Source organism: Nicoliella sp. ESL1113, assembly GCF_058509245.1.
This window is the reverse complement of record NZ_CP196387.1, coordinates 543,659-564,874: the sequence shown is the minus strand read 5'-3', so window position 1 is coordinate 564,874 and position 21,216 is coordinate 543,659. Positions and strand designations below refer to the sequence as shown.

The window sequence follows — 21,216 nt, the reverse complement described above, 5'->3', positions numbered from 1 at the left end:
ATATTTTATTTTTCGCTAAATAATTGAATTTCGTTTGAATCTGCGGATAAGGTAACGATTGCCTTACGACGCTTCTTAGTGTAACCTTCGAATGATCCTTGACGCTTCTTCTTACCCTTAAGATTCATAATGTTTACTTTAACAACCTTAACATCAAAGATGTCTTCAATTGCTTTTTTAACTTGAGTCTTAGTTGCCCGTACGTCTACATCAAATGTGTAACGCTTGTCATCCATCAAAGCAGTAGTTGCTTCAGTGATAACTGGACGTAAAATGATATCGCGTGATTCCATTATGCGAGCACCTCCTCTACTTGAGAAAGAGCAGCCTTAGTAATAACAATCTTGTCGCTGTGAACAACATCAAGAGTGTTAACACTCTTAGCATTGATAACAGTAACATTCTTTAAGTTACGTGCTGATAAAGCAACGTTATCATTGTCATCTTCTAAGACAACTAAAGTCTTAGTAGTAACATCTAAATTCTTTAATACGTTGTTAAATTCCTTAGTTTTAGGAGCACTAAATGCTAATGAATCAACAACAACAAAGTCGTCGTTAGCAACCTTTTCAGAAAGAACAGATTTAACAGCTAAACGAGTAACTTTCTTTGGAAGGTGGTATGCGTATGAACGAGGAGTTGGTCCGAAGACAATTCCACCACCACGCCATTGTGGTGAACGAATGGAACCTTGACGAGCACGACCAGTACCCTTTTGACGCCATGGCTTCTTACCACCACCACGTACGGCACTTCTGTTTTTAACAGCATGAGTACCTTGACGTTGTGATGCGCGTTGCATAGTGATTGTATCGAATACAACACTATCGTTTGGTTCGATGTTAAAAATGGCATCATTTAAGTCGATGTTTCCATTTTTACTACCATCTTGTTTGTATAATGCTACGCTTGTCATTTATTGTTCCTCCTTTCTTATTTTTGAGATCCGCGTGCTGCAGATCTAACTACTAATAATGATTTGTTGGCACCTGGAACGTTACCCTTAACAAGAAGAACGTTGTTTTCAGTGTCAGCCTTAACGATTTCAAGGTTTTGAATAGTAACAGTCTTGTTACCCATCCGACCTGGAAGCTTCATACCCTTAACAACTCGGTTAATGATTGAACCTAATGAACCAGGACGACGGTGGTATCTAGAACCATGAGTTTCTGGTCCACGTGATTGACCATCCTTATGGATGTTACCTTGGTATCCATGACCCTTTGAGATACCTGTAACATCAACGATGTCACCTGCTTCGAAGACATCTGCCTTTACTTCATCTGCTACATTATAATCGCCAAGCTCAACATCTCGAATTTCTTTAATGAAGCGCTTAGGATTAGTCTTTGCTTTTGCTGCATGACCTTTTTCTGGTTTGTTTGAACGAACAGCTTTTTTGTCGTCAAAACCAACTTGAATTGCTTCGTAACCGTCATTTTCAACAGTTTTCTTTTGCAAAACAACATTAGGAGTAACATCAATAACAGTAACTGGTGTTAATTCACCATTTTCACTGAATACTTGAGTCATTCCTACTTTTTTACCTAAGATTCCTTTTTTGGTCATGAGTACACCTCCGATATGATTGTATTTCTAAAAATTATAATTTGATTTCGATATCTACACCACTTGGTAGATCAAGTTTCATCAATGAATCAACAGTTTTTGGTGTTGGATTCAAGATGTCGATTAAACGTTTGTGAGTTAACATTTCGAATTGTTCACGTGACTTCTTAAACTTATGTGGTGAAGCTAAAAGAGTGTAAACAGTACGATCAGTAGGCAATGGAATTGGACCTGAAATCTTGGCACCAGTTCTTTGCGCCGTAGCAACAATCTTTTCTGCAGATTGGTCTAGAATGCGGTGTTCATAAGCCTTTAATCGAATACGAATTTTTTGTTTTGCCATTGTATTCCCTCCTTCGTCTATTTTAAAAATAAGACTAACTCCGTGAAAGTTACCAACGCACCTCCGTGGCAATGCATCCGGGTGTGTCGCAATCTCTCACATCAATGCTATCATCTGTCCTGTTTAGGGTATAACAACCCCTCAAAAATCAGTACTTAACTATAATACCCGATTTAAAGCTGGGTTGCAAGAGTTTCTAAAAAATAATTTGCGGTTTTAAAATTATTTTTGATTTAACTTCCTATTATTATAGATAGAAAAAAGGAGACTGAAAATTTCAGTCTCCTTCAATAATAAAATTAAAATATTTTATTATTCAGCGTTTCCACCGTTCTTCTTGATAATGTCTTCTTGAATTGCCTTTGGAACTGGAGCGTAGTGATCAAAACTCATTGAGAACGTACCACGACCTTGAGTTGCAGAACGCAATGTAGTTGCGTAACCAAACATTTCAGAAAGTGGAACAAAAGCATGAATTAATTGAGCCTTTGAACGAGTTTCCATTCCATCAACATTCCCACGACGTGAAGTTACTTGACCCATAACATCACCCATGTTTTCTTCAGGAACAACAATATCAACCTTCATGATTGGTTCTAGGATCACTGGGTCAGCAGTCTTAGCAGCATTTCTCAATGCAATTGAAGCAGCAATCTTAAATGCAGCTTCACTAGAATCGACATCATGGTAACTACCATCGTATAACTTAGCCTTAACGTCAATCAATGGGTATCCAGCAAGCACACCGTTAGCCATTGATTCCTTCAAACCTTGTTCTACTGAAGGGATAAATTCACGAGGAACAACCCCACCAACGATAGCATCTTCGAATTCGAATCCTTTACCAGCTTCATTTGGAGTAAATTCAATCCAAACGTCCCCGTATTGACCTTTACCACCAGATTGACGAATGAACTTACCTTGAGCCTTAGTAGCCTTAGTAAATGCTTCACGGTAAGCAACTTGAGGAGCACCGATAGTTGCTTCAACCTTGAATTCACGCTTCATACGGTCAACGATAATGTTTAAGTGAAGTTCACCCATTCCAGAGATAATCGTTTCACCAGTTTCAGGGTTAGTTTCAGCCTTGAAAGTAGGATCTTCTTCAGCAAGCTTTTGTAAAGCGTTGTTCATCTTATCTTGGTCAGCCTTAGTCTTAGGTTCAACAGAAACACTAATAACTGGGTCAGGGAATTCCATTGATTCAAGATGTAATGGGTGCTTAGGATCAGTTAATGAATCACCAGTAGTAGTGTTCTTTAAACCAATCGCAGCAGCGATATCACCAGAGAATACTTCAGGAATTTCTTTACGGTGGTTAGAGTGCATTTGTAGTAAACGACCAACACGTTCACGCTTGTCCTTAGTAGCGTTCAATACATATGAACCTGATTCCAAACTACCACGGTAAACACGAATAAATGTTAAACGTCCAACGAATGGATCAGTCATAATCTTGAATGCTAAGGCAGCAAATGGCTTGCTGTCATCAGCCTTCAATTCAACTTCTTCACCAGTATCAGGATCAGTTGCATTGTATGGACGAACATCAAGTGGTGATGGAAGATAATCGATAACTGCATCAAGCATCATTTGAACACCCTTGTTCTTGAATGCTGAACCAGCTAATACTGGGTAAAATTCAAGATTTAAAGTTGCCTTACGAATTGCAGCCTTTAATTCATCCTTGGTGATTTCTTCACCTTCAAGATACTTGTTCATGATGTCTTCATCAACGTCAGCAACGGCTTCAACTAATTCATCATGACGCTTTTGTGATTCTTCCTTCAAGTTATCAGGAATTTCAACAGTATCCCATTCTGAACCTAACTTATCTTCATCATATAGGTATGCCTTCATTTCAATTAAATCAACCATACCTTCGAAGTCATCTTCAGCACCAATTGGCATTTGAATTGCATGAGCATTAGCATCCAAACGTTCGTGAAGTGACTTAACTGACATATCAAAGTCAGCACCTAACTTATCCATCTTGTTAGCGAAAACAATTCTAGGAACATTGTATTCAGATGCTTGACGCCAAACAGTTTCAGTTTGAGGTTCAACCCCAGCAGCAGCATCCAAAATAGTAATTGAACCATCAAGAACCCGTAGTGAACGTTCAACTTCGGCAGTAAAGTCCACGTGTCCTGGGGTATCAATAATATTTACTCGGTATCCCTTCCATTGTGCAGTAGTTGCAGCAGAAGTGATAGTAATACCACGTTCTTGTTCTTGTTCCATCCAGTCCATTTGTGAAGCACCATCATGGGTTTCACCAATTTTGTGGGTAATTCCAGTGTAGTACAAGATCCGTTCAGTAGCGGTAGTCTTACCAGCATCAATATGGGCAGTAATACCGATATTACGAGTCTTTTCTAGTGGGAATTCACGTTTGTTAGCCATGTGTAATTGTTTCTCCTCTCAAAACAGTTCAGTTTCAAATAAAAGTGGCTATTGAAAATCAACTAGCCACTTTCTATTATAACAAATTATAAGAATAACTAAACGCTAATTACCAACGGTAATGTGCAAATGCACGGTTAGCTTCAGCCATCTTATGAGTGTCTTCACGTTTCTTAACGGAAGCACCAGTATTGTTAGCGGCATCCATGATTTCGCGACCTAAACGTTCAGTCATCGTGTGTTCCCCACGTAAACGTGAGTAGTTAGTGATCCAACGAAGACCTAAAGTAGTCCGACGACCTGGACGAACTTCGATTGGAACTTGGTAGTTAGCCCCACCAACACGACGAGCCTTAACTTCAAGTACTGGCATAACGTTCTTCATTGCTTCTTCGAATACTTCAACTGGGTCATTTCCAGTTTCTTCTTTAATCATGTCGAATGCACCGTATAAAATCTTTGATGCAGTTCCTCTCTTACCATCTAACATTAAATGGTTAATTAAGCTGGTAACCAACTTTGAATTGTAAATTGGATCAGGAAGTACTTCGCGATCCGCAACATGTCCTTTTCTTGGCATTTAAATATCCTCCTCGGTTTTAATTTTAATCGATTATTCCTTAGGCTTCTTAGTACCGTACTTAGAACGACCTTGACGACGGTCATCAACACCGGCAGTATCTAAAGCACCACGAATAATGTGGTAACGAACCCCAGGTAAATCCTTAACACGACCACCACGAATTAAAACAACACTATGTTCTTGAAGGTTGTGTCCAATTCCTGGGATGTAAGCAGTAACTTCGATTAAGTTTGATAATCTAACACGGGCATACTTACGTAATGCAGAGTTAGGCTTCTTTGGAGTCATGGTACCAACACGGGTAGCAACTCCACGTTTTTGAGGAGCTGGGTTGTTGGTTTGAACTTTCTTGTAACTGTTGTACCCATGGTTTAAAGCAGGGGATTTTGATTTAGAACTTTTAGATTTACGTCCGTTACGAACTAATTGGTTAATAGTAGGCATCTAAAAATTCCTCCTTTCATAATTTTAATATAATATATAAGTCCACACATCCAGGTGGTTCATTTTTATTTTTAAAAAAAGAACCGCCGTTTACGTACGAAATTGTACATAGTGCAAAGAAAATAAACCTTTGCAATAGCAAGCACCTTATTATCTTATCACTCACCATATATGCTGTCAATGAATTTTAAAAATAGTCCGTGGTATTTTTTGCGTAATTTAATTCCAGAGGTGTTAAAAATGAACATAATTTTTTTATTCTTTATCGGTGCCGCATTAGGATCTTTTATTTTATTAATCATTCAACGCAACGAACGCAATGAATCAATCGTAACTCCCCGTTCCCATTGTGATAGCTGTAAAACAACCATTAGTTGCCTGGATTTAATTCCAATTATTAGCTACCTAATATTAAAAGGACGCTGCAGAAATTGTCAAGCTCCAATCAATAAAAGCGTTTTGGTTACTGAATTGGTGATGGGAATTGTTGTCGTACTTCAATCATATTATAAATTCCACATCTTAATTTTTATTTCATTAATAATGTTAATAATATTATCGATCATTGACGCAGAGAAACTAATGGTCCCCACTAAATTGATCATATTGTTATTAATCAATAACGTATTTTACTATTTTATATTTAATAATGGCAATATTATCTACTTTGTACTCTTAATTGGTGCATATTTAGTCGTTCAATTTATCAATTACTTTACTTTAAAAATTGGAAGTGGCGATATAGACATTATTTTTATTCTTATGTTAGTGGTCGGGATTAAGGGAATCCCACCATTAATTATCATTGCTACAATAGTTGCACTAACGTATTCAATTATTTTTGCTAAACGCAATCAAATTGCATTCATTCCATTCTTAAGCGTTGGATATATTATCACATTATTAGCTATGTAAAAAAATAAGAACCCTCAATAAATGAGAGTTCTTATTTTATGGTATTAACTAGTTTTTAGCGTCTTCTTCTTTTTTAATCTTTTCTTCTAATTGACTAATTGAATAAACACCATCAGTACTAGATGCACCAATTTCCTTTGGCTTAATGTCACCATAAGTGTGCATACCAGTTCCTGCAGGAATTAGCTTACCAATAATAACATTTTCTTTCAATCCGATTAATGGATCGTTCTTGCCCCGAATAGCAGCGTCAGTTAAGACACGAGTTGTTTCTTGGAATGAAGCAGCGGATAAGAAACTGTTAGTTTCAAGCGCAGCCTTCGTAATTCCAAGCAATACGGGACGTGAAGTAGCAGGAATCTTACCAGAGATAACGGCATCACGATTACTTTCCTTAAAGTCATTAATATCCATTAAAGTCCCAGGAAGTAATTCAGTATCACCAGGATCCATGATTCTAACCTTACGAAGCATTTGTCTAATCATGATTTCGGCATGCTTATCACTTAATTCCACCCCTTGACCACGGTAAACAGTTTGAACTTCACTAAGCAAGTAAACTTCAGTTGAGATTGTATCTCTAACCTTGATTAATTCCTTAGGATCAATTGAACCATTGTTCAACTTAGAACCACGTCTGATAAAGTCACCTTCAGCAACTTGCAATTTAGAGTTGATTGGGACACTGTAGGTTCTTGTATCCGTGTCACCCTTAATTGTAATTTCTTGAGTTCTATCAGCTGGGTTTTCTTCGATTGTTTCAACAGTCCCAGTAACTTCAGTAATTTCAGCTTTCCCTTTTGGATTTCTAGCTTCAACAATTTCTTGAATCCGAGGAAGTCCTCGGGTAATATCTGAATTTCCGGCAACCCCACCAGTATGGAAGTTACGCATCGTTAATTGAGTACCAGGTTCCCCAATGGCTTGGGCTGCAACAGTTCCGACAGCTTCACCAACTTCAACTGGATCACCAGTTGCAAGGTTACGTCCATAACACTTTGAACAAACCCCGTGAACACTGTTACAAGTAAATGCTGAACGAATTTCAACTTCCTTGATTCCAGCATCTTCAATTGCTTGAGCTTCTGCTTCGTTAATAATTTGATTCTTCTTAACGATTACTTCACCATTAGCAGGATTAACAACGGTCTTCATTGCATTTCTACCAATAATTCTGTCAGAAAGTGGTTCAGAAATTTGCTTATCATCATCATTGTACAATGCTCTAACAATTAAGCCACGATCAGTCCCACAATCTTCTTCACGAATAATAACATCTTGAGCAACGTCAACAAGTCGTCTAGTTAAATAACCAGAGTTGGCAGTCTTCAAGGCCGTATCGGTCATCCCTTTACGAGCACCATGAGTAGAAATAAACATTTCCAAAACAGTTAATCCTTCACGGAAGTTAGAAGTGATTGGCAATTCCATGATGTCCCCACTAGGGGAAGCCATCAACCCACGCATTCCGGCTAATTGAGTAAAGTTTGAAATGTTACCACGAGCTCCAGAATCACTCATCATAAAGATTGGGTTTTGAGGATCAAAGTTATGCGCCAATAGTTCTTGAATCTTATCCCTAGCATCAGTCCAGATTTGAATAACCTTTTCATAACGTTCATGATCAGTAATCAAACCATGACGGAATTGCTTGGTAACGCCATCCACTTTTTCATGAGCTTCTTCAATTACTGAAGGTTTTTCCTTTAGTTCAATAACATCGGTAATCCCAACCGTTAAACCAGACTTGGTAGATTTATCGTAACCAATATCCTTAATTTTATCAAGTAACTTGGAAGTAATTGTAACCTTGTATTGGTTGTATACTTCGGCAATCACATCACTTAAGAACCCTTTTTTGAATGGTGGCACAACTGGTGCATCCTTCAAATGATCAAAAATGTTTTCACCTGGTTCGAGGAAGTACTTATCAGGAATATGACCATGAACGTTAGTATCAGTAGGTTCATTTAGGTAGGTAAATGCCTTGGGTAAAATATGGTTGAAAATAATCTTACCAGTAGTCGTAACCAAAATCTTATCCCTTTGATCATCTGTAAATGGCTTATCAGGCATTGATGATACACGAATCCCAACTCTAGTATGCCAGTGGGTCGTTCCATTTTGGTATGAAAGAATTGCTTCGTCATAATCATTGAAGATTGATCCTTCACCTTCACGACCAGCTTCTTCCATAGTAAGGTAATAGTTACCGATAACCATATCTTGTGATGGAGTAACGATTGGCTTCCCATCACGAGGTGCAAGAATATGACTGGCAGCAAGCATTAGGATTCTAGATTCAGCTTGGGCTTCGTCTGAAAGTGGAACGTGAATGGCCATTTGGTCACCATCAAAATCGGCGTTGTAAGCTTCACAGGCCAATGGATGTAAACGCATTGATTTCCCACTTACTAACACTGGTTCGAAGGCTTGAATTCCCAAACGGTGAAGAGTAGGAGCCCGATTAAGCAACACTGGGTGTTCCTTAATTACATCTTCTAAGACATCAAACACTTCATCTTCTTGACGATCAATTTGGCGCTTAGCATTCTTGATGTTAGAAGCAATGCCTCGCTTAACCAATTCTTTCATAATGAAAGGTTTGAATAATTCCATTGCCATTGGTACTGGTAGACCCATTTGGTTGAACTTAAGGAATGGTCCAACATCAATAACTGAACGGCCTGAGTAGTCAACCCGCTTTCCAAGTAAGTTTTGTCTGAACCGACCTTGCTTACCCTTAAGCATGTGTGATAGTGACTTCAATGGACGATTACCTGGACCGGCAACTGGACGACCACGACGACCGTTATCAATCAAAGCATCAACGGCTTCTTGAAGCATCCGCTTTTCATTTTGCACAATGATTCCAGGAGCATGCAAATCTAATAATCTCTTAAGTCGGTTGTTACGGTTAATAACCCGCCGATAAAGATCGTTTAAATCTGAAGTGGCAAAACGGCCACCTTCCAATTGAACCATTGGACGAAGATCAGGTGGGATAACAGGAATTGCATCCATTACCATCCAATCTAAGTCATTTTCAGAAGTTAAGAATGCTTCCAAAATGTCTAATCGACGAACGGCACGCGTTCTCTTTTGACCAGTAGCCTTCTTTAATTCTTCTTTTAATTCATCTGTTTCTTTTTGAACATCAACATTTTCAAGTAACGTCTTAATGGCTTCTGCACCAATATCAGCCTTGAATCGATTACCGTATTCTAACTTCTTTTCACGATAGTCATGTTCTGATAGTAATTGTTTGTTTTCAAGTGGTGTATCCCCACCATCAGTAACAACGTAGGAAGCAAAATAAATAATTTCTTCCAATGCACGGGGGCTCATGTCTAAAACAAGTCCCATTCTACTTGGAATTCCCTTGAAGTACCAAATATGGGTAACGGGTGCAGCCAATTCAATATGACCCATCCGTTCTCTTCTAACCTTGGAGCGCGTAACTTCCACTCCACAACGATCACAGACAATTCCGCGGTAACGAATACGCTTATATTTACCACAAGCACATTCCCAGTCTTTAGTAGGCCCGAAAATTCGTTCATCGAACAAACCTTCTTTTTCAGGCTTTAAAGTCCGGTAGTTAATGGTTTCAGGTTTTTGAACTTCACCATATGACCAACTACGGATTTTATCAGAAGATGCTAGGCCAATTTGCATGCTTTCGAATTTATTAACATCGACCAATTGAGCGGCCTCCTTATTTAATCATTAGAATTTGTGTTAGTAGTATTTGTATCGGACTTTTCAGATTCGCTGTCTTCTTGTTCTGCTTTTTCAGCATTTTTCTTAGCTTCTTGTTCCTTAGCTAACTTGCTTAAAGCATCAACATTAACAACATCGCCATCTTCATTGTCCATATCTCTTAGTTCAACTTCCTTGTGATCCTTGTTAAGAACCTTCATATCAAGTCCTAAGGCTTGTAGTTCTTTAACAAGTACTCGGAATGATTCGGGAACCCCTGGCTTTGGAATTGGTTCACCCTTAACGATGGCTTCGTAGGTCTTAACCCGACCAACCACGTCATCAGACTTGTAGGTTAGGATTTCTTGAAGGGTATAAGCAGCCCCATAAGCTTCAAGAGCCCAAACTTCCATTTCACCAAACCGTTGGCCCCCAAATTGAGCTTTACCACCAAGTGGTTGTTGGGTAACTAATGAGTAAGGTCCGATTGCACGAGCATGAATTTTATCATCAACCATGTGAGCGAGCTTCAAGTAGTGCATAACACCAACAGCAATTCGCTTATCAAATGGTTCACCAGTCCGTCCGTCATAAACTACTGACTTAGTATCAGGAGCCATTCCAGCTTCCTTAACGATGTCATCAATATCATCATCACTAGCACCATCGAAAACAGGGGTAGTAACGTGAATTCCTAATTTACGAGCAGCCATTCCTAAATGCAATTCAAGCAATTGACCAATATTCATCCGAGAAGGCACACCCATTGGACTCAACATAATGTCGATTGGAGTCCCATCTGGCAAGTATGGCATATCTTCTTCTGGAATAACGATGGAAACGGTCCCCTTGTTACCATGACGACCAGACATCTTATCCCCAACTTGAATCTTCCGTTTTTGTGCAATGTAAACTCGAACCATTTGGTTAACACCTGGTGCAAGTTCATCACCATTTTCACGACTGAAGACCTTAATGTCTTGAATAATTCCTCCAGCACCATGAGGTACCTTAAGGGAAGTATCACGAACTTCACGCGCCTTTTCACCAAAGATCGCATGAAGCAAACGTTCTTCAGCAGATAGTTCAGTCACACCCTTAGGCGTAACCTTACCAACTAAGATATCACCATCGTGAACTTCAGCACCAATTCTAACAACCCCGTTTTCATCAAGGTTCTTAAGTGCATCTTCCCCAACGTTAGGGATTTCACGAGTCATTTCTTCAGGTCCTAACTTCGTATCACGAGCTTCTGATTCATATTCTTCAATATGAATTGAAGTATAAACATCATCACGAACTAACCGTTCGTTAATAGCGATCGCATCTTCGAAGTTATAACCTTGCCAAGTCATGAAGGCAACAACTGGGTTTTGTCCTAATGCAAGTTCACCGTTTTCCATTGAAGGTCCATCGGCAAGCACTTCATTAGCGTCAACATGGTCATTGACCTTAACGATTGGCCGTTGGTTGTAGTTCTTACCACCATTGGAACGTTGGAATTTCATTAATCTGTAGGTATCTAAGGCCCCATCATCACGACGAACCCGAACCTCACGTGAATCAACGTATTCAACGTTTCCTTCGTGTTTACAAATTAAAGCAACTCCAGAATCATGGGCAGCCCGATATTCCATCCCAGTTCCAACAAGTGGAGCGTGTGGATTTACCAAAGGAACTGCTTGTCGTTGCATATTTGCACCCATCAAAGCACGGTTGGAGTCATCATTTTCCAAGAAAGGAATACATGCAGTCGCAACCGAAACTACTTGCTTAGGCGAAACGTCCATGTAATCAACGTCTTCGATGTTAGCAACGATATTATCTGAACGGTGACGTGCTAAAACAGTTGGTTCTGCAAATGAACCATCGTCGTTCAACTTAGAGTTAGCTTGCGCAACCACGTACTTATCTTCTTCGTCCGCACTCAAGTAATCGATCTTATCGGTAACCTTGTGATCCTTCCAGGACACACGACGGTATGGAGTTTCAACAAAACCATACTTATTAACCCGTGCGTAACTAGAAAGACTATTGATCAACCCGATATTTGGACCTTCTGGAGTTTCAATTGGACAAATCCGACCATAGTGAGTATAGTGAACGTCCCGCACTTCATATCCGGCCCGATCACGAGTCAAACCACCAGGTCCTAAGGCAGATAAACGCCGTTTATGAGTTAATTCACCAAGTGGATTCGTTTGATCCATGAATTGTGAAAGTTGTGAGGAACCAAAGAATTCCTTAACGGAAGCCACCACTGGTCTGATATTAATCAATTGTTGTGGAGTAACAGTAGCAGCGTCTTGGATTGACATCCGTTCTCTAACTACTCTTTCCATCCGTGCTAAACCAATTCTGAATTGATTTTGTAATAATTCACCAACTGAACGAATCCGACGGTTACCCAAGTGATCGATATCATCAGGTTCACCAATTCCTTCTTGTAAGTTAAAGAAGTAATTGATGGATGAAATAATATCAGCTGGGGTAATGTGCTTGAAGTCCAATGGAATATTATCGTTACCAATTACTGGAACGATTCGATCTGGATCGTTCTTTGAGTAAACCTTGATAACTTGAATCGTCATTGGTTCAGTCACAACGGCTTGATCAGAAGGTTCGAAAGTATAAGCCTTGAAATCTTGGCGATCAAGATATGGCTTTAATTTTTCTAATAGTTCACGACTAATCACGTCATCCTTATTAGCAATGATTTCACCAGTATCAGGATCAGCCAAAGTTTCTGCTAGGGTCAAGCCTAGTAATCTATTTTTAAGTGTTAATTTATTGTTAGTCTTGAAACGACCAACTGGTGCCATGTCATAACGCTTTGGATCAAAGAAACGAGCAGTCAAAAGACTTCTTGATGAATCGGCCGTCTTAGGTTCACCAGGACGTAGTCGTTCATAAATATCCTTTAATGCTTCTTCAACACGAGAATCATCAGCGTTTTTATGAACATCCTTTTCTAATGTTAATGATAGGCTATCATTAGAACCGAGGATTTCACTAATTTCGCTATCATCACCAAAACCAAGTGCTCTAACGAGTTCGGTAATTGGTAACTTCCGTGTCCGGTCAATTCTGACATATGAAACGTTTTTAGCATCCGTTTCAAATTCCATCCAAGCCCCACGGTTAGGGATAATGGTGGAACCAAATACAGTTCGGCCATTCTTATTAATGTCCTTATGGAAGAATACCCCAGGAGAACGAACTAATTGTGAAACGATAACCCGTTCGGCACCATTAATAATGAAGGTCCCTTGGTCAGTCATCAATGGAAAATCGCCAAAGAAAACATCTTGGGTCTTGATTTCACCAGTATCATGGTTCGTTAACTTAAGCGTAACGTGTAATGGAGCTGAATAATTTGCCTCATGCGCACGTGCTTCTTCTACTGTATACTTTGGTTCTAATAATTGATAATCAACGAACTCTAAAGATAAATTCCCCTTAAAGTCATCAATTGGCATAATGTCATTAAACATTTCCCGTAATCCATCATCCAAGAACCATTGGTATGAATTCGTTTGGATTTCAATCAAGTTAGGTAAATCAAGAACTTCCTTGATTCGAGCGTAACTTCTACGAATACGGTGCTTTCCATATTTAACTAAATGTCCTGCCAAGTTATTCACCTCTCCTAATTATTTCTACGAAAAGAAATGTTACAATTTGATTACAAATTGTATTTTTCCTATTTTTTTACCTAATTTGGGCAAAAAAAATCCCCAAAACAGATTCAATAATCTCAACTTTGGGGGATATAGGAGCTCTTACGGACAATAGATCGCAAGAACTCATTTCAATTCGTAGTTATATAATGATATAATACTCATTTTATTGATCAATGTCAACATATAAAGCTCAAAAAAAAGAGGAAATAATTCCTCTTTTTTTGTTAAATTAATTCAACTAATTAGTCGATTTTTGATTAACACTTTTTACATTAATCTTAATCTTACCATGACTCGCACCAATTGTGATTGAATCTCCTGTGGCAACTTGCCCAGAAAGCATCGTTTCACTCAGTTGATCTTCAACCTTAGTCTGTAGTGCCCGTCTAATTGGCCGAGCCCCGTATTGAGGGTCAAAACCAGCTTCCGCCACTACGTCAATTGCAGCAGGAGTTAATTTAACATTAATCCCCTGTTCCTTAATCCGATCAAGTAAATTCTGTGCCATCAATTTAACGATTGAGTGCAACTGTGGTTTATTAAGTGAGTGGAAGATCACTACTTCATCAATTCGGTTCAAGAATTCTGGTCTGAAATGTTTCTTTAGTTGATCCTTGATGGTTGCAGACATTGCTTTATAGTCATCAGCATCAGCTTTTTCAGCACCGAACCCAACGGTCTTCTTGTACTTAAGTGTCGTTGCACCTAAGTTGGAAGTCATAATGATGACCGTATTTCTAAAGTCGACTTTCCGCCCCTTTGAGTCAGTCAGGTATCCATCATCAAGCACTTGAAGTAACAAGTTAAAGACATCTGGATGGGCTTTTTCAACTTCATCAAGTAAAACTACTGAGTAAGGGTGTTGTCTAACCTTTTCAGTTAATTGACCACCTTCATCATAGCCAACGTAACCAGGAGCTGAACCAATCAAACGACTTGTTGAATACTTTTCCATGTATTCAGACATGTCTACTCTGATCATATCATTTTCCGAACCAAACATTGCCTCAGCCAAGTCCTTAGCTAATTCAGTTTTCCCAACCCCAGTTGGTCCCAAGAACATAAATGAACCGATTGGTTTGTTAGGGTCCTTTAGTCCGCTACGAGCCCGTCTAATTGCTCTCGCAACTGCAGAGACAGCTTCATCTTGACCGACAACGCGCTTATGAAGAACATCTTCTAAGTTAATTAAACGATCAGCATCTGTTTTCTTCAATTGAGTAACTGGAATGCCAGTCCATTGTGCTACAACTTCAGCAACATCTTGACCAGTTTCTTCTAGCTCATAACCATTGTCTTTATTTGATGCCCGCTTCTCAGCTTCTTCAGCTTCCACCTTCACTGCAATGGCTTTAGCTTGTTGTCTAATTAAAACAGCCCGATCAAAATCTTGATTTTCAATTGCTTGTTCTTTTTCTTCATCTAGTTGATTTAACTTAACCCGATTTGCTGAAGCATTCGTTGGTTGATCATTGATTCTCACCTTAGCAGCAGCTTCATCCATCAAATCGATCGCCTTATCTGGTAAGAAACGACTTTGAATGTAACGGCTAGAAAGCTCTACTGCCTTTTCGATTGCTTCATCGGTAATTTTCACATGGTGGTGAGCTTCATATTTAGGACGAATCCCCATTAGGATTTTAACCGCTTCTTCAGGAGAAGGTTCTTCAACTTGAACCGTTGCGAACCGTCTTTCTAAGGCCGTATCAGATTCAATGTATTTTTGATATTCATTAAGCGTGGTTGCCCCGATCATTTGTAATTCACCACGTGCTAATGATGGCTTCAAGATGTTAGAAGCATCAATTGCTCCCTCAGCTCCACCAGCACCAACTAACGTATGCAATTCATCAACGAATAAGATGATATTGCCACTATCTTTAATTTCTTTGATGACCTTTTTAAGCCGACTTTCAAATTCACCACGATATTTAGTTCCGGCAACTAGCGAACCCATATCAAGCATCATTAAACGTTTTTCGGCCATATCATCAGGCACTTTGCCCTGAATGATTTTTTGTGCTAAGCCTTCAGCAATTGCAGTTTTACCAACCCCTGGTTCACCAATCAATACGGGGTTATTCTTAGTGCGCCGACTGAGGATTTGGATTACCCGTTTAACTTCTTTATCACGACCAACAGTCGGATCAAGACGATCTTCTCTAGCTACTTCGGTTAAATCAGTAGCTAAAGAATCTAAGGTAGGGGTACTTCCCTTGGGTTCGTTTCGACTCTTTTGGCCAGCAAAGGAACCTTTTTTACCAGAAACCGAGCTAACGCCCATCTTTCTGAGGGTAGCCATTCTAATTGCCTTTGGAGCAGCACCTAGAGTAATAAAAATTCTGGATGATAAAATGGCATCATCACTTATTAGGGCTAATAACAAATGTTCAGTTCCAACTTTATTAGAGCCATATTTACGAGCAATCGTTCCGGCTAAAGCAAGAATATCCTTTGCCTTTGGTGAATATGGAAGGTAAGAAGAACTATCCAAGCCCTCTACATTTCCAAACCCTGTTACTCGTTCGATTTCACTTCTAATGTCTTCATCATTAATTTGAAATTGTCTCAAAACACTATAAGCAATTCCGTTAGATTCTAAGGCCAATGCTAATAGTAAATGTTCTGTTCCAACCGCTTGGTGTCTAAAATTTTTCGCTTGTCCTTGTGCAAGTACTAATACATTGCGTGCGCTGGGAGTAAATAAATTATCCATAAAATGCCTCGCTTTCTGTTTCTAATCTTCGAATCTTAAATGATTCAATACAGAAGATAGGATTTGTGATCTTAAACGATTTGCTGTTTCTATATCATTATGAATCACCAAACTATCCTTATCAATTGCAGCTAAAATAATCCTAGCCTCTTTACTGGTAAGCAATTGACTATGATACAATGTTTTAACAATTGAACCACCGTCCCTTTCGGAAATACTAGAGCCGATAATATCAAGTAACGAATCTAATACTTCTATATTATCTAGCAACTTTACTTTTTCGATTCTAATATATCCTCCACCACCACGTTTACTTTCAACAACGTAGCCGTTTTGAATTGTGAATCGAGTCTTAATAACATAGTTAATCTGTGAAGGGACAACATGAAAAAGATTAGCAACCTCTGAACGTCGAATTTCAACATGACTAGAATCAGCTAAAATCTGCTTTAAATATCTTTCAATAATATCTGAAACATTTTTTGATTGCATATCTTCATCTCATCTCTGACTAATCTTGACTAATATTATAAGAAATTCATTAGCGAAATAAAAGTATTTTGTTTATTAAATTTTAGGACAAAAAAATCGGGAAAACAAGATTCGAACTTGCGACCTCTGCGTCCCGAACGCAGCGCTCTACCAAGCTGAGCTATTTCCCGATGTTTCCCGTTTTATTTAACTGTAATTAGAACTTGATCGGGAAGACAGGATTCGAACCTGCGACCCCTTGGTCCCAAACCAAGTGCTCTACCAAGCTGAGCTACTTCCCGAAACTTACTTCTTACTACTATATATAATAGAAGAAATAAAAAATGCACCCAGTAGGAGTCGAACCTACAACCTTCTGATTCGTAGTCAGACACTCTATCCAGTTGCGCTATGGGTGCAAAATATTATTAAAATTAAAATGCCGAGGACCGGGATCGAACCGGTACGGTTATCACTAACCGCAGGATTTTAAGTCCTGTGCGTCTGCCAATTCCGCCACCCCGGCAGGCTATTTATTTTTATAAAATAAAAAGCGGAAGACGGGATTCGAACCCGCGACCCCCACCATGGCAAGGTGATGTTCTACCACTGAACTACTTCCGCACAAAAATGCCGACTAGACGATTCGAACGCCCGACCTCATCATTACTAGTGATGCGCTCTAACCAACTGAGCTAAGTCGGCAAATTGGTAAGTGCGGGCGAAGGGACTCGAACCCCCATGTCCAAAGGACACTAGAACCTAAATCTAGCGCGTCTGCCAGTTCCGCCACGCCCGCATATTAATATGAAAATGAGCCGTGGGAGGTTCGAACTCCCGACCCTCTGATTAAAAGTCAGATGCTCTACCGGCTGAGCTAACGGCTCGTGAAAATAAAAAAATGGAGGATACAGGGCTCGAACCTGTGACCTCCTGCTTGTAAGGCAGATGCTCTCCCAACTGAGCTAATCCTCCGAGGTCTCAATGCTTATTAACTTAAGCAACTATTTAATCATACTACTTAGTTAACTTAATGTCAACAGTTTTTTAATTTTTTATTTTCGCCTTTCAGCTGAAAAGCAATTACTAAAAATCAACAAAAACTAGTATATAATAAATCCACCCAAAAAGCTACCCCCTTTTTCAAAAAAAATAAGAATCGGGATTAAAAATCCGATTCCTATTTAATAATCATTGATATTATCGCAATTTAGAATAAGTCTTGCTTTTCAATTTTTTTCATTCCGTGCATATATGGTTGAAGAACTTCTGGAATATTTACAGTTCCATCTTCATTTTGGAAGTTTTCCAAAATTGCAGCAACCGTCCGACCAACTGCTAATCCAGAACCATTTAAAGTATGAACAAATTGTAGTTTCCCACTTTCATCACGATATTGAATCTTAGCCCGTCGTGCTTGGAAATCAGTTGTATTAGAACAACTTGAGATTTCCCGATAACAATTTTGGGCTGGCATCCAAACTTCGATATCGTGAGTCATCGCAGCAGTGAAACTCATGTCACTAGTGGTTAAAGTAATAACGTGATATGGAATCTTCAATAACTTAAGCAAACTTTCAGCTTGGTGAGTAATTTTATCCAAGGCTGCCCATGATTCCTCTGGCTTTGTAAATTGAACCATTTCAACTTTGTTAAATTGGTGTAATCTGATCAAACCTCTGGTATCACGACCAGCACTCCCTGCTTCAGAACGGAAGGCAGGACTTAAAGCGGTGAACTTAACTGGTAACTTGTCTTCTGGGATAACTTCGCCACGATAGTAGTTCACTAATGGTACTTCTGCGGTTGGAATCATTGTTAGATCACTATCAGCAATTTCAAACCCAGCCTTCTTTTCCAAGAACTTAGGGAATTGGCCGGTCCCATACATTGATTCTGAATTAACCATGTATGGTGGAATAATTTCTTCATAACCAGCATTCGTATTTTGATCCAAGAAGAAGTTGTAGATGGCCCGTTCGAGTAATGAACCAGCACCAACGTAGTATACGAAACGACTTCCTGCTACCTTAGCACTTCTTTCGAAGTTTAAGATGCCAAGGTCTTCACCGATTTCCCAGTGGTTCTTAGGCTTAAAATCAGTGAATTCACGAGGAGTCCCAACCTTCCGCAGTTCCTTTGAACCTTCTTCAGTTAAACTGATTGGGTCATCATCATTTGGAATGTTTGGTAGGTGAGCTGCTAAATCATGTTGCTTAGCTGAAACTGCTTGTTCTTGTTCATCTAATTCCTTAATTTCAGCCCCGACTTCTTTCATTCGGTTAATTGGACCAGTAGCATCTTCTTTAGCCCGCTTCATCTTAGCGATGTCATCTGAAACTTTATTTCTTTCAGCCTTTAAGTTTTCAACCTTAACTAAGATGTCACGACGGTTTTGATCAAGTGCCAAGAGTTCGTCAATTTGTTTTTCATCGATCCCTCTAGTGGCCATCTTATCCTTAAACCATTGTTCGTTGTTTCTAATCAACTTCATATCTAACATGGAAAATCCCTCCTAAAAATATAAAAAGCAGGCTTCGTCATTGGGACGAAAGCCTGCTTTTCGCGGTACCACCCAAGTTCCCGATTAAATCGGACAACTCATCTGTGATAACGGCCACCAACCGTGCAGCATTACCTGCCCACTCATAAATATGTCGGAATTTTCGACTTGTAGTTTTCACCAACCACTACATCTCTAAAAGTCTACTTAAGAAACATACATCGTGTTATAATCTAAATCCTATTCATAATAATAATATTATATCCATTCAAAATTAGCAATATTTTTGTATTAAAAAAGGTGATCATAATTAATCACCCTTAAAAACTATTTTTCCTTGTCAATCGTTTCCTTAGAAACAGGACTAACGTCAACCTTATCCAACGGAATCAACTTAGTATGATTCTTGAGCTTGTAAACAACGTACAAAATAAGAACCAATGGAACACTAATGTAAGTAATTCCAATTTCCTTCCAATTAAAATTAGAAAAAGCAGATAAATCTTGCCCAATAATAATTAAAATACATAGAATCAAAGTCAAAACAGGTCCAAATGGGAACCACTTAGCATGGTAAGCAAGTTCGTTGATTGAATGACCCTGCTTAATAAATGCTCGTCTAAATCTAAAGTGTGAAATCGCAATTCCGACCCACGCAATAAATCCAGTTAATCCGGATGCAGCAACTAACCACAGGTAAATTTCTGGGCCAGCAAAACTAGTAATGAAAGTAGCCAGTGCAATTACGGTCGTAACGACTAACGACAATACTGGAATCCCCCGTCTGTCAGTTTTACCAAATGCTTTTGGTGCATAGATTCCATTTGACATTGAATATAACATCCGAGTAGATGCATACATTCCAGAGTTAGCAGAAGAAATCACCGAAACCAAGATCACGGCATTCATAATTCCAGCAGCAGCAGCTAGCCCCGCCCGTTTAAATACCAAGGTAAATGGACTGATCGCAATATCACTAGCGCTAGAGCCTAACAAATTAGGGCTAGTGTAAGGAATTAAAGCAGCAATTACAAAAATTGCTAAAATGTAGAATAAAATAATTCTCCAAAATACTTCACTAATTGCCTTTGGGACACTGTGTTTTGGATCATCAGATTCACCAGCGGTAATTCCAACTAACTCAGTTCCTTGAAAGGAAAATCCGGCAACGACGAATACTGATAGCATTGCGGGAATCCCACCCACAAATGGTGCTTGTTTATAAGTGAAATTACTCAAGCCAACTGAATTACCACCACCCATAATTCCAACAATCGTTAATACTCCAACGATCAAGAAGATGATGATAGTGGCCACCTTAATCAATGATAACCAGTATTCAATTTCTCCGAATGCACCAACTGAAGCGGCGTTAATTAAAAAGATTAAAATTAATACGCCTCCACTAAAGATCCAGCTAGGAACGTTTGGCATCCAAAACTTCATTACCAACGCAGCGGTACTAATATCCACAGCAACGGTAATTGCCCAGTTAAACCAGTAGTTCCAGCCCATGGCAAACCCCAATGCAGGATCGACATACTTACCAGCATACTCAGCAAATGATCCACTGACCGGTGTGTTCGTGGCCATTTCACCCAAACTAGTCATTAGGAAAAATACCATTAGCCCCATTAAAACATATGCTAGCAATGCACCACCAGGACCCGCTTGCGAAACGGTGGAACCACTTGTAACAAATAAACCAGTCCCAATCGATCCACCAAGTGAAATCATTGAAACATGGCGGGTCTTAAGCTTTCTCTTAACCCCGCCAGATTGATTTTCCGTACTCATATCAATATCCTCCTAAAATTTAAGTTGAAGAAGTCAGAGGAGTTCCCAATTAAAAAGCCCCCTTCTTTATAAAAAAGAAGAGGG

14 protein-coding genes and 9 tRNA genes are annotated in these 21,216 nt (G+C 39.2%); 1 reads left to right on the top strand and 22 read right to left on the bottom strand.

Going from position 1 to position 21,216, the window contains the following annotated elements; all coding sequences use genetic code 11:
- Positions 1-5: 5 nt before the first annotated feature.
- The 7 genes from rplW to rpsL all read right to left on the bottom strand — a co-directional run bounded on the left by rplW (position 6) and on the right by rpsL (position 5,345).
- Positions 6-293 (bottom strand): 50S ribosomal protein L23, encoded by a 288-nt coding sequence (rplW, locus tag ACSYTJ_RS02195; protein ID WP_491720051.1) that lies wholly within the window; start codon positions 291-293, stop codon positions 6-8.
- The gene (gene rplD, locus ACSYTJ_RS02190; protein WP_491717224.1) at positions 293-916 is read right to left on the bottom strand and encodes a 50S ribosomal protein L4; all 624 of its coding nucleotides are present in this window, start codon (positions 914-916) and stop codon (positions 293-295) included. Before rplD ends, rplW begins: the two co-directional genes overlap by 1 nt.
- A 17-nt stretch (positions 917-933) precedes the next feature.
- Positions 934-1,569 carry a 50S ribosomal protein L3 gene (gene rplC, locus ACSYTJ_RS02185; RefSeq protein ID WP_491717223.1) on the bottom strand — a complete coding sequence of 212 codons (636 nt, stop codon included), beginning with the start codon at positions 1,567-1,569 and terminating at the stop codon, positions 934-936.
- Positions 1,570-1,603: 34 nt separating this feature from the next.
- Positions 1,604-1,912, bottom strand: a complete 309-nt coding sequence (gene rpsJ, locus ACSYTJ_RS02180) for a 30S ribosomal protein S10 (RefSeq protein WP_219054196.1) — start codon at positions 1,910-1,912, stop codon at positions 1,604-1,606.
- Positions 1,913-2,224: 312 nt separating this feature from the next.
- Positions 2,225-4,318 (bottom strand): elongation factor G, encoded by a 2,094-nt coding sequence (gene fusA / locus ACSYTJ_RS02175; protein ID WP_491717222.1) that lies wholly within the window; start codon positions 4,316-4,318, stop codon positions 2,225-2,227.
- Positions 4,319-4,427: 109 nt separating this feature from the next.
- Positions 4,428-4,898 (bottom strand): 30S ribosomal protein S7, encoded by a 471-nt coding sequence (gene rpsG, locus ACSYTJ_RS02170; protein WP_219054194.1) that lies wholly within the window; start codon positions 4,896-4,898, stop codon positions 4,428-4,430.
- 33 nt (positions 4,899-4,931) lie between these two features.
- The gene (rpsL, locus tag ACSYTJ_RS02165; RefSeq protein ID WP_219054193.1) at positions 4,932-5,345 is read right to left on the bottom strand and encodes a 30S ribosomal protein S12; all 414 of its coding nucleotides are present in this window, start codon (positions 5,343-5,345) and stop codon (positions 4,932-4,934) included.
- 240 nt (positions 5,346-5,585) lie between these two features.
- Here rpsL and ACSYTJ_RS02160 point away from each other — a divergent pair, with 240 nt between their 5' ends.
- A complete protein-coding gene (locus tag ACSYTJ_RS02160) occupies positions 5,586-6,260 on the top strand; it encodes a prepilin peptidase (protein ID WP_491720050.1) in 675 nt (224 codons plus the stop codon).
- 48 nt (positions 6,261-6,308) lie between these two features.
- Here the strand turns inward: ACSYTJ_RS02160 and rpoC are convergent, their stop codons facing one another.
- From rpoC to ACSYTJ_RS02085, 15 genes are all read right to left on the bottom strand, one after another.
- Positions 6,309-9,965, bottom strand: a complete 3,657-nt coding sequence (gene rpoC / locus ACSYTJ_RS02155; protein WP_491717220.1) for a DNA-directed RNA polymerase subunit beta' — start codon at positions 9,963-9,965, stop codon at positions 6,309-6,311.
- Between the two features lie 17 nt (positions 9,966-9,982).
- On the bottom strand, positions 9,983-13,606 hold the full coding sequence (gene rpoB, locus ACSYTJ_RS02150) for a DNA-directed RNA polymerase subunit beta (RefSeq protein ID WP_491720049.1): 3,624 nt from the start codon (positions 13,604-13,606) through the stop codon (positions 9,983-9,985).
- A 277-nt stretch (positions 13,607-13,883) separates the two neighbouring features.
- Positions 13,884-16,361: an ATP-dependent Clp protease ATP-binding subunit gene (locus ACSYTJ_RS02145; protein WP_491717218.1), complete on the bottom strand. Its 2,478-nt coding sequence runs from the start codon at positions 16,359-16,361 to the stop codon at positions 13,884-13,886.
- A gap of 21 nt (positions 16,362-16,382) precedes the next feature.
- Entirely contained in the window at positions 16,383-16,853 is a 471-nt protein-coding gene (locus ACSYTJ_RS02140) for a CtsR family transcriptional regulator (protein ID WP_491717217.1), read from the bottom strand.
- A gap of 96 nt (positions 16,854-16,949) precedes the next feature.
- Positions 16,950-17,023: transfer RNA gene (locus tag ACSYTJ_RS02135), tRNA-Pro, on the bottom strand.
- Positions 17,024-17,060: 37 nt separating this feature from the next.
- A tRNA-Pro gene (locus ACSYTJ_RS02130) sits at positions 17,061-17,134 on the bottom strand.
- Positions 17,135-17,177: 43 nt separating this feature from the next.
- A tRNA-Arg gene (locus tag ACSYTJ_RS02125) sits at positions 17,178-17,251 on the bottom strand.
- Positions 17,252-17,272: 21 nt separating this feature from the next.
- Positions 17,273-17,358, bottom strand: a tRNA-Leu gene (locus ACSYTJ_RS02120).
- A 26-nt stretch (positions 17,359-17,384) separates the two neighbouring features.
- Positions 17,385-17,456: transfer RNA gene (locus ACSYTJ_RS02115), tRNA-Gly, on the bottom strand.
- Between the two features lie 7 nt (positions 17,457-17,463).
- Positions 17,464-17,537 (bottom strand) — tRNA-Thr (locus ACSYTJ_RS02110).
- Between the two features lie 11 nt (positions 17,538-17,548).
- Positions 17,549-17,631 (bottom strand) — tRNA-Leu (locus ACSYTJ_RS02105).
- Positions 17,632-17,646: 15 nt separating this feature from the next.
- Positions 17,647-17,719 (bottom strand) — tRNA-Lys (locus ACSYTJ_RS02100).
- Positions 17,720-17,734: 15 nt separating this feature from the next.
- Positions 17,735-17,807 (bottom strand) — tRNA-Val (locus ACSYTJ_RS02095).
- Positions 17,808-18,042: 235 nt separating this feature from the next.
- Positions 18,043-19,335 carry a serine--tRNA ligase gene (serS, locus tag ACSYTJ_RS02090; RefSeq protein ID WP_491720048.1) on the bottom strand — a complete coding sequence of 431 codons (1,293 nt, stop codon included), beginning with the start codon at positions 19,333-19,335 and terminating at the stop codon, positions 18,043-18,045.
- Between the two features lie 327 nt (positions 19,336-19,662).
- Positions 19,663-21,132 (bottom strand): amino acid permease, encoded by a 1,470-nt coding sequence (locus ACSYTJ_RS02085; protein ID WP_491717215.1) that lies wholly within the window; start codon positions 21,130-21,132, stop codon positions 19,663-19,665.
- Positions 21,133-21,216: the final 84 nt, after the last annotated feature.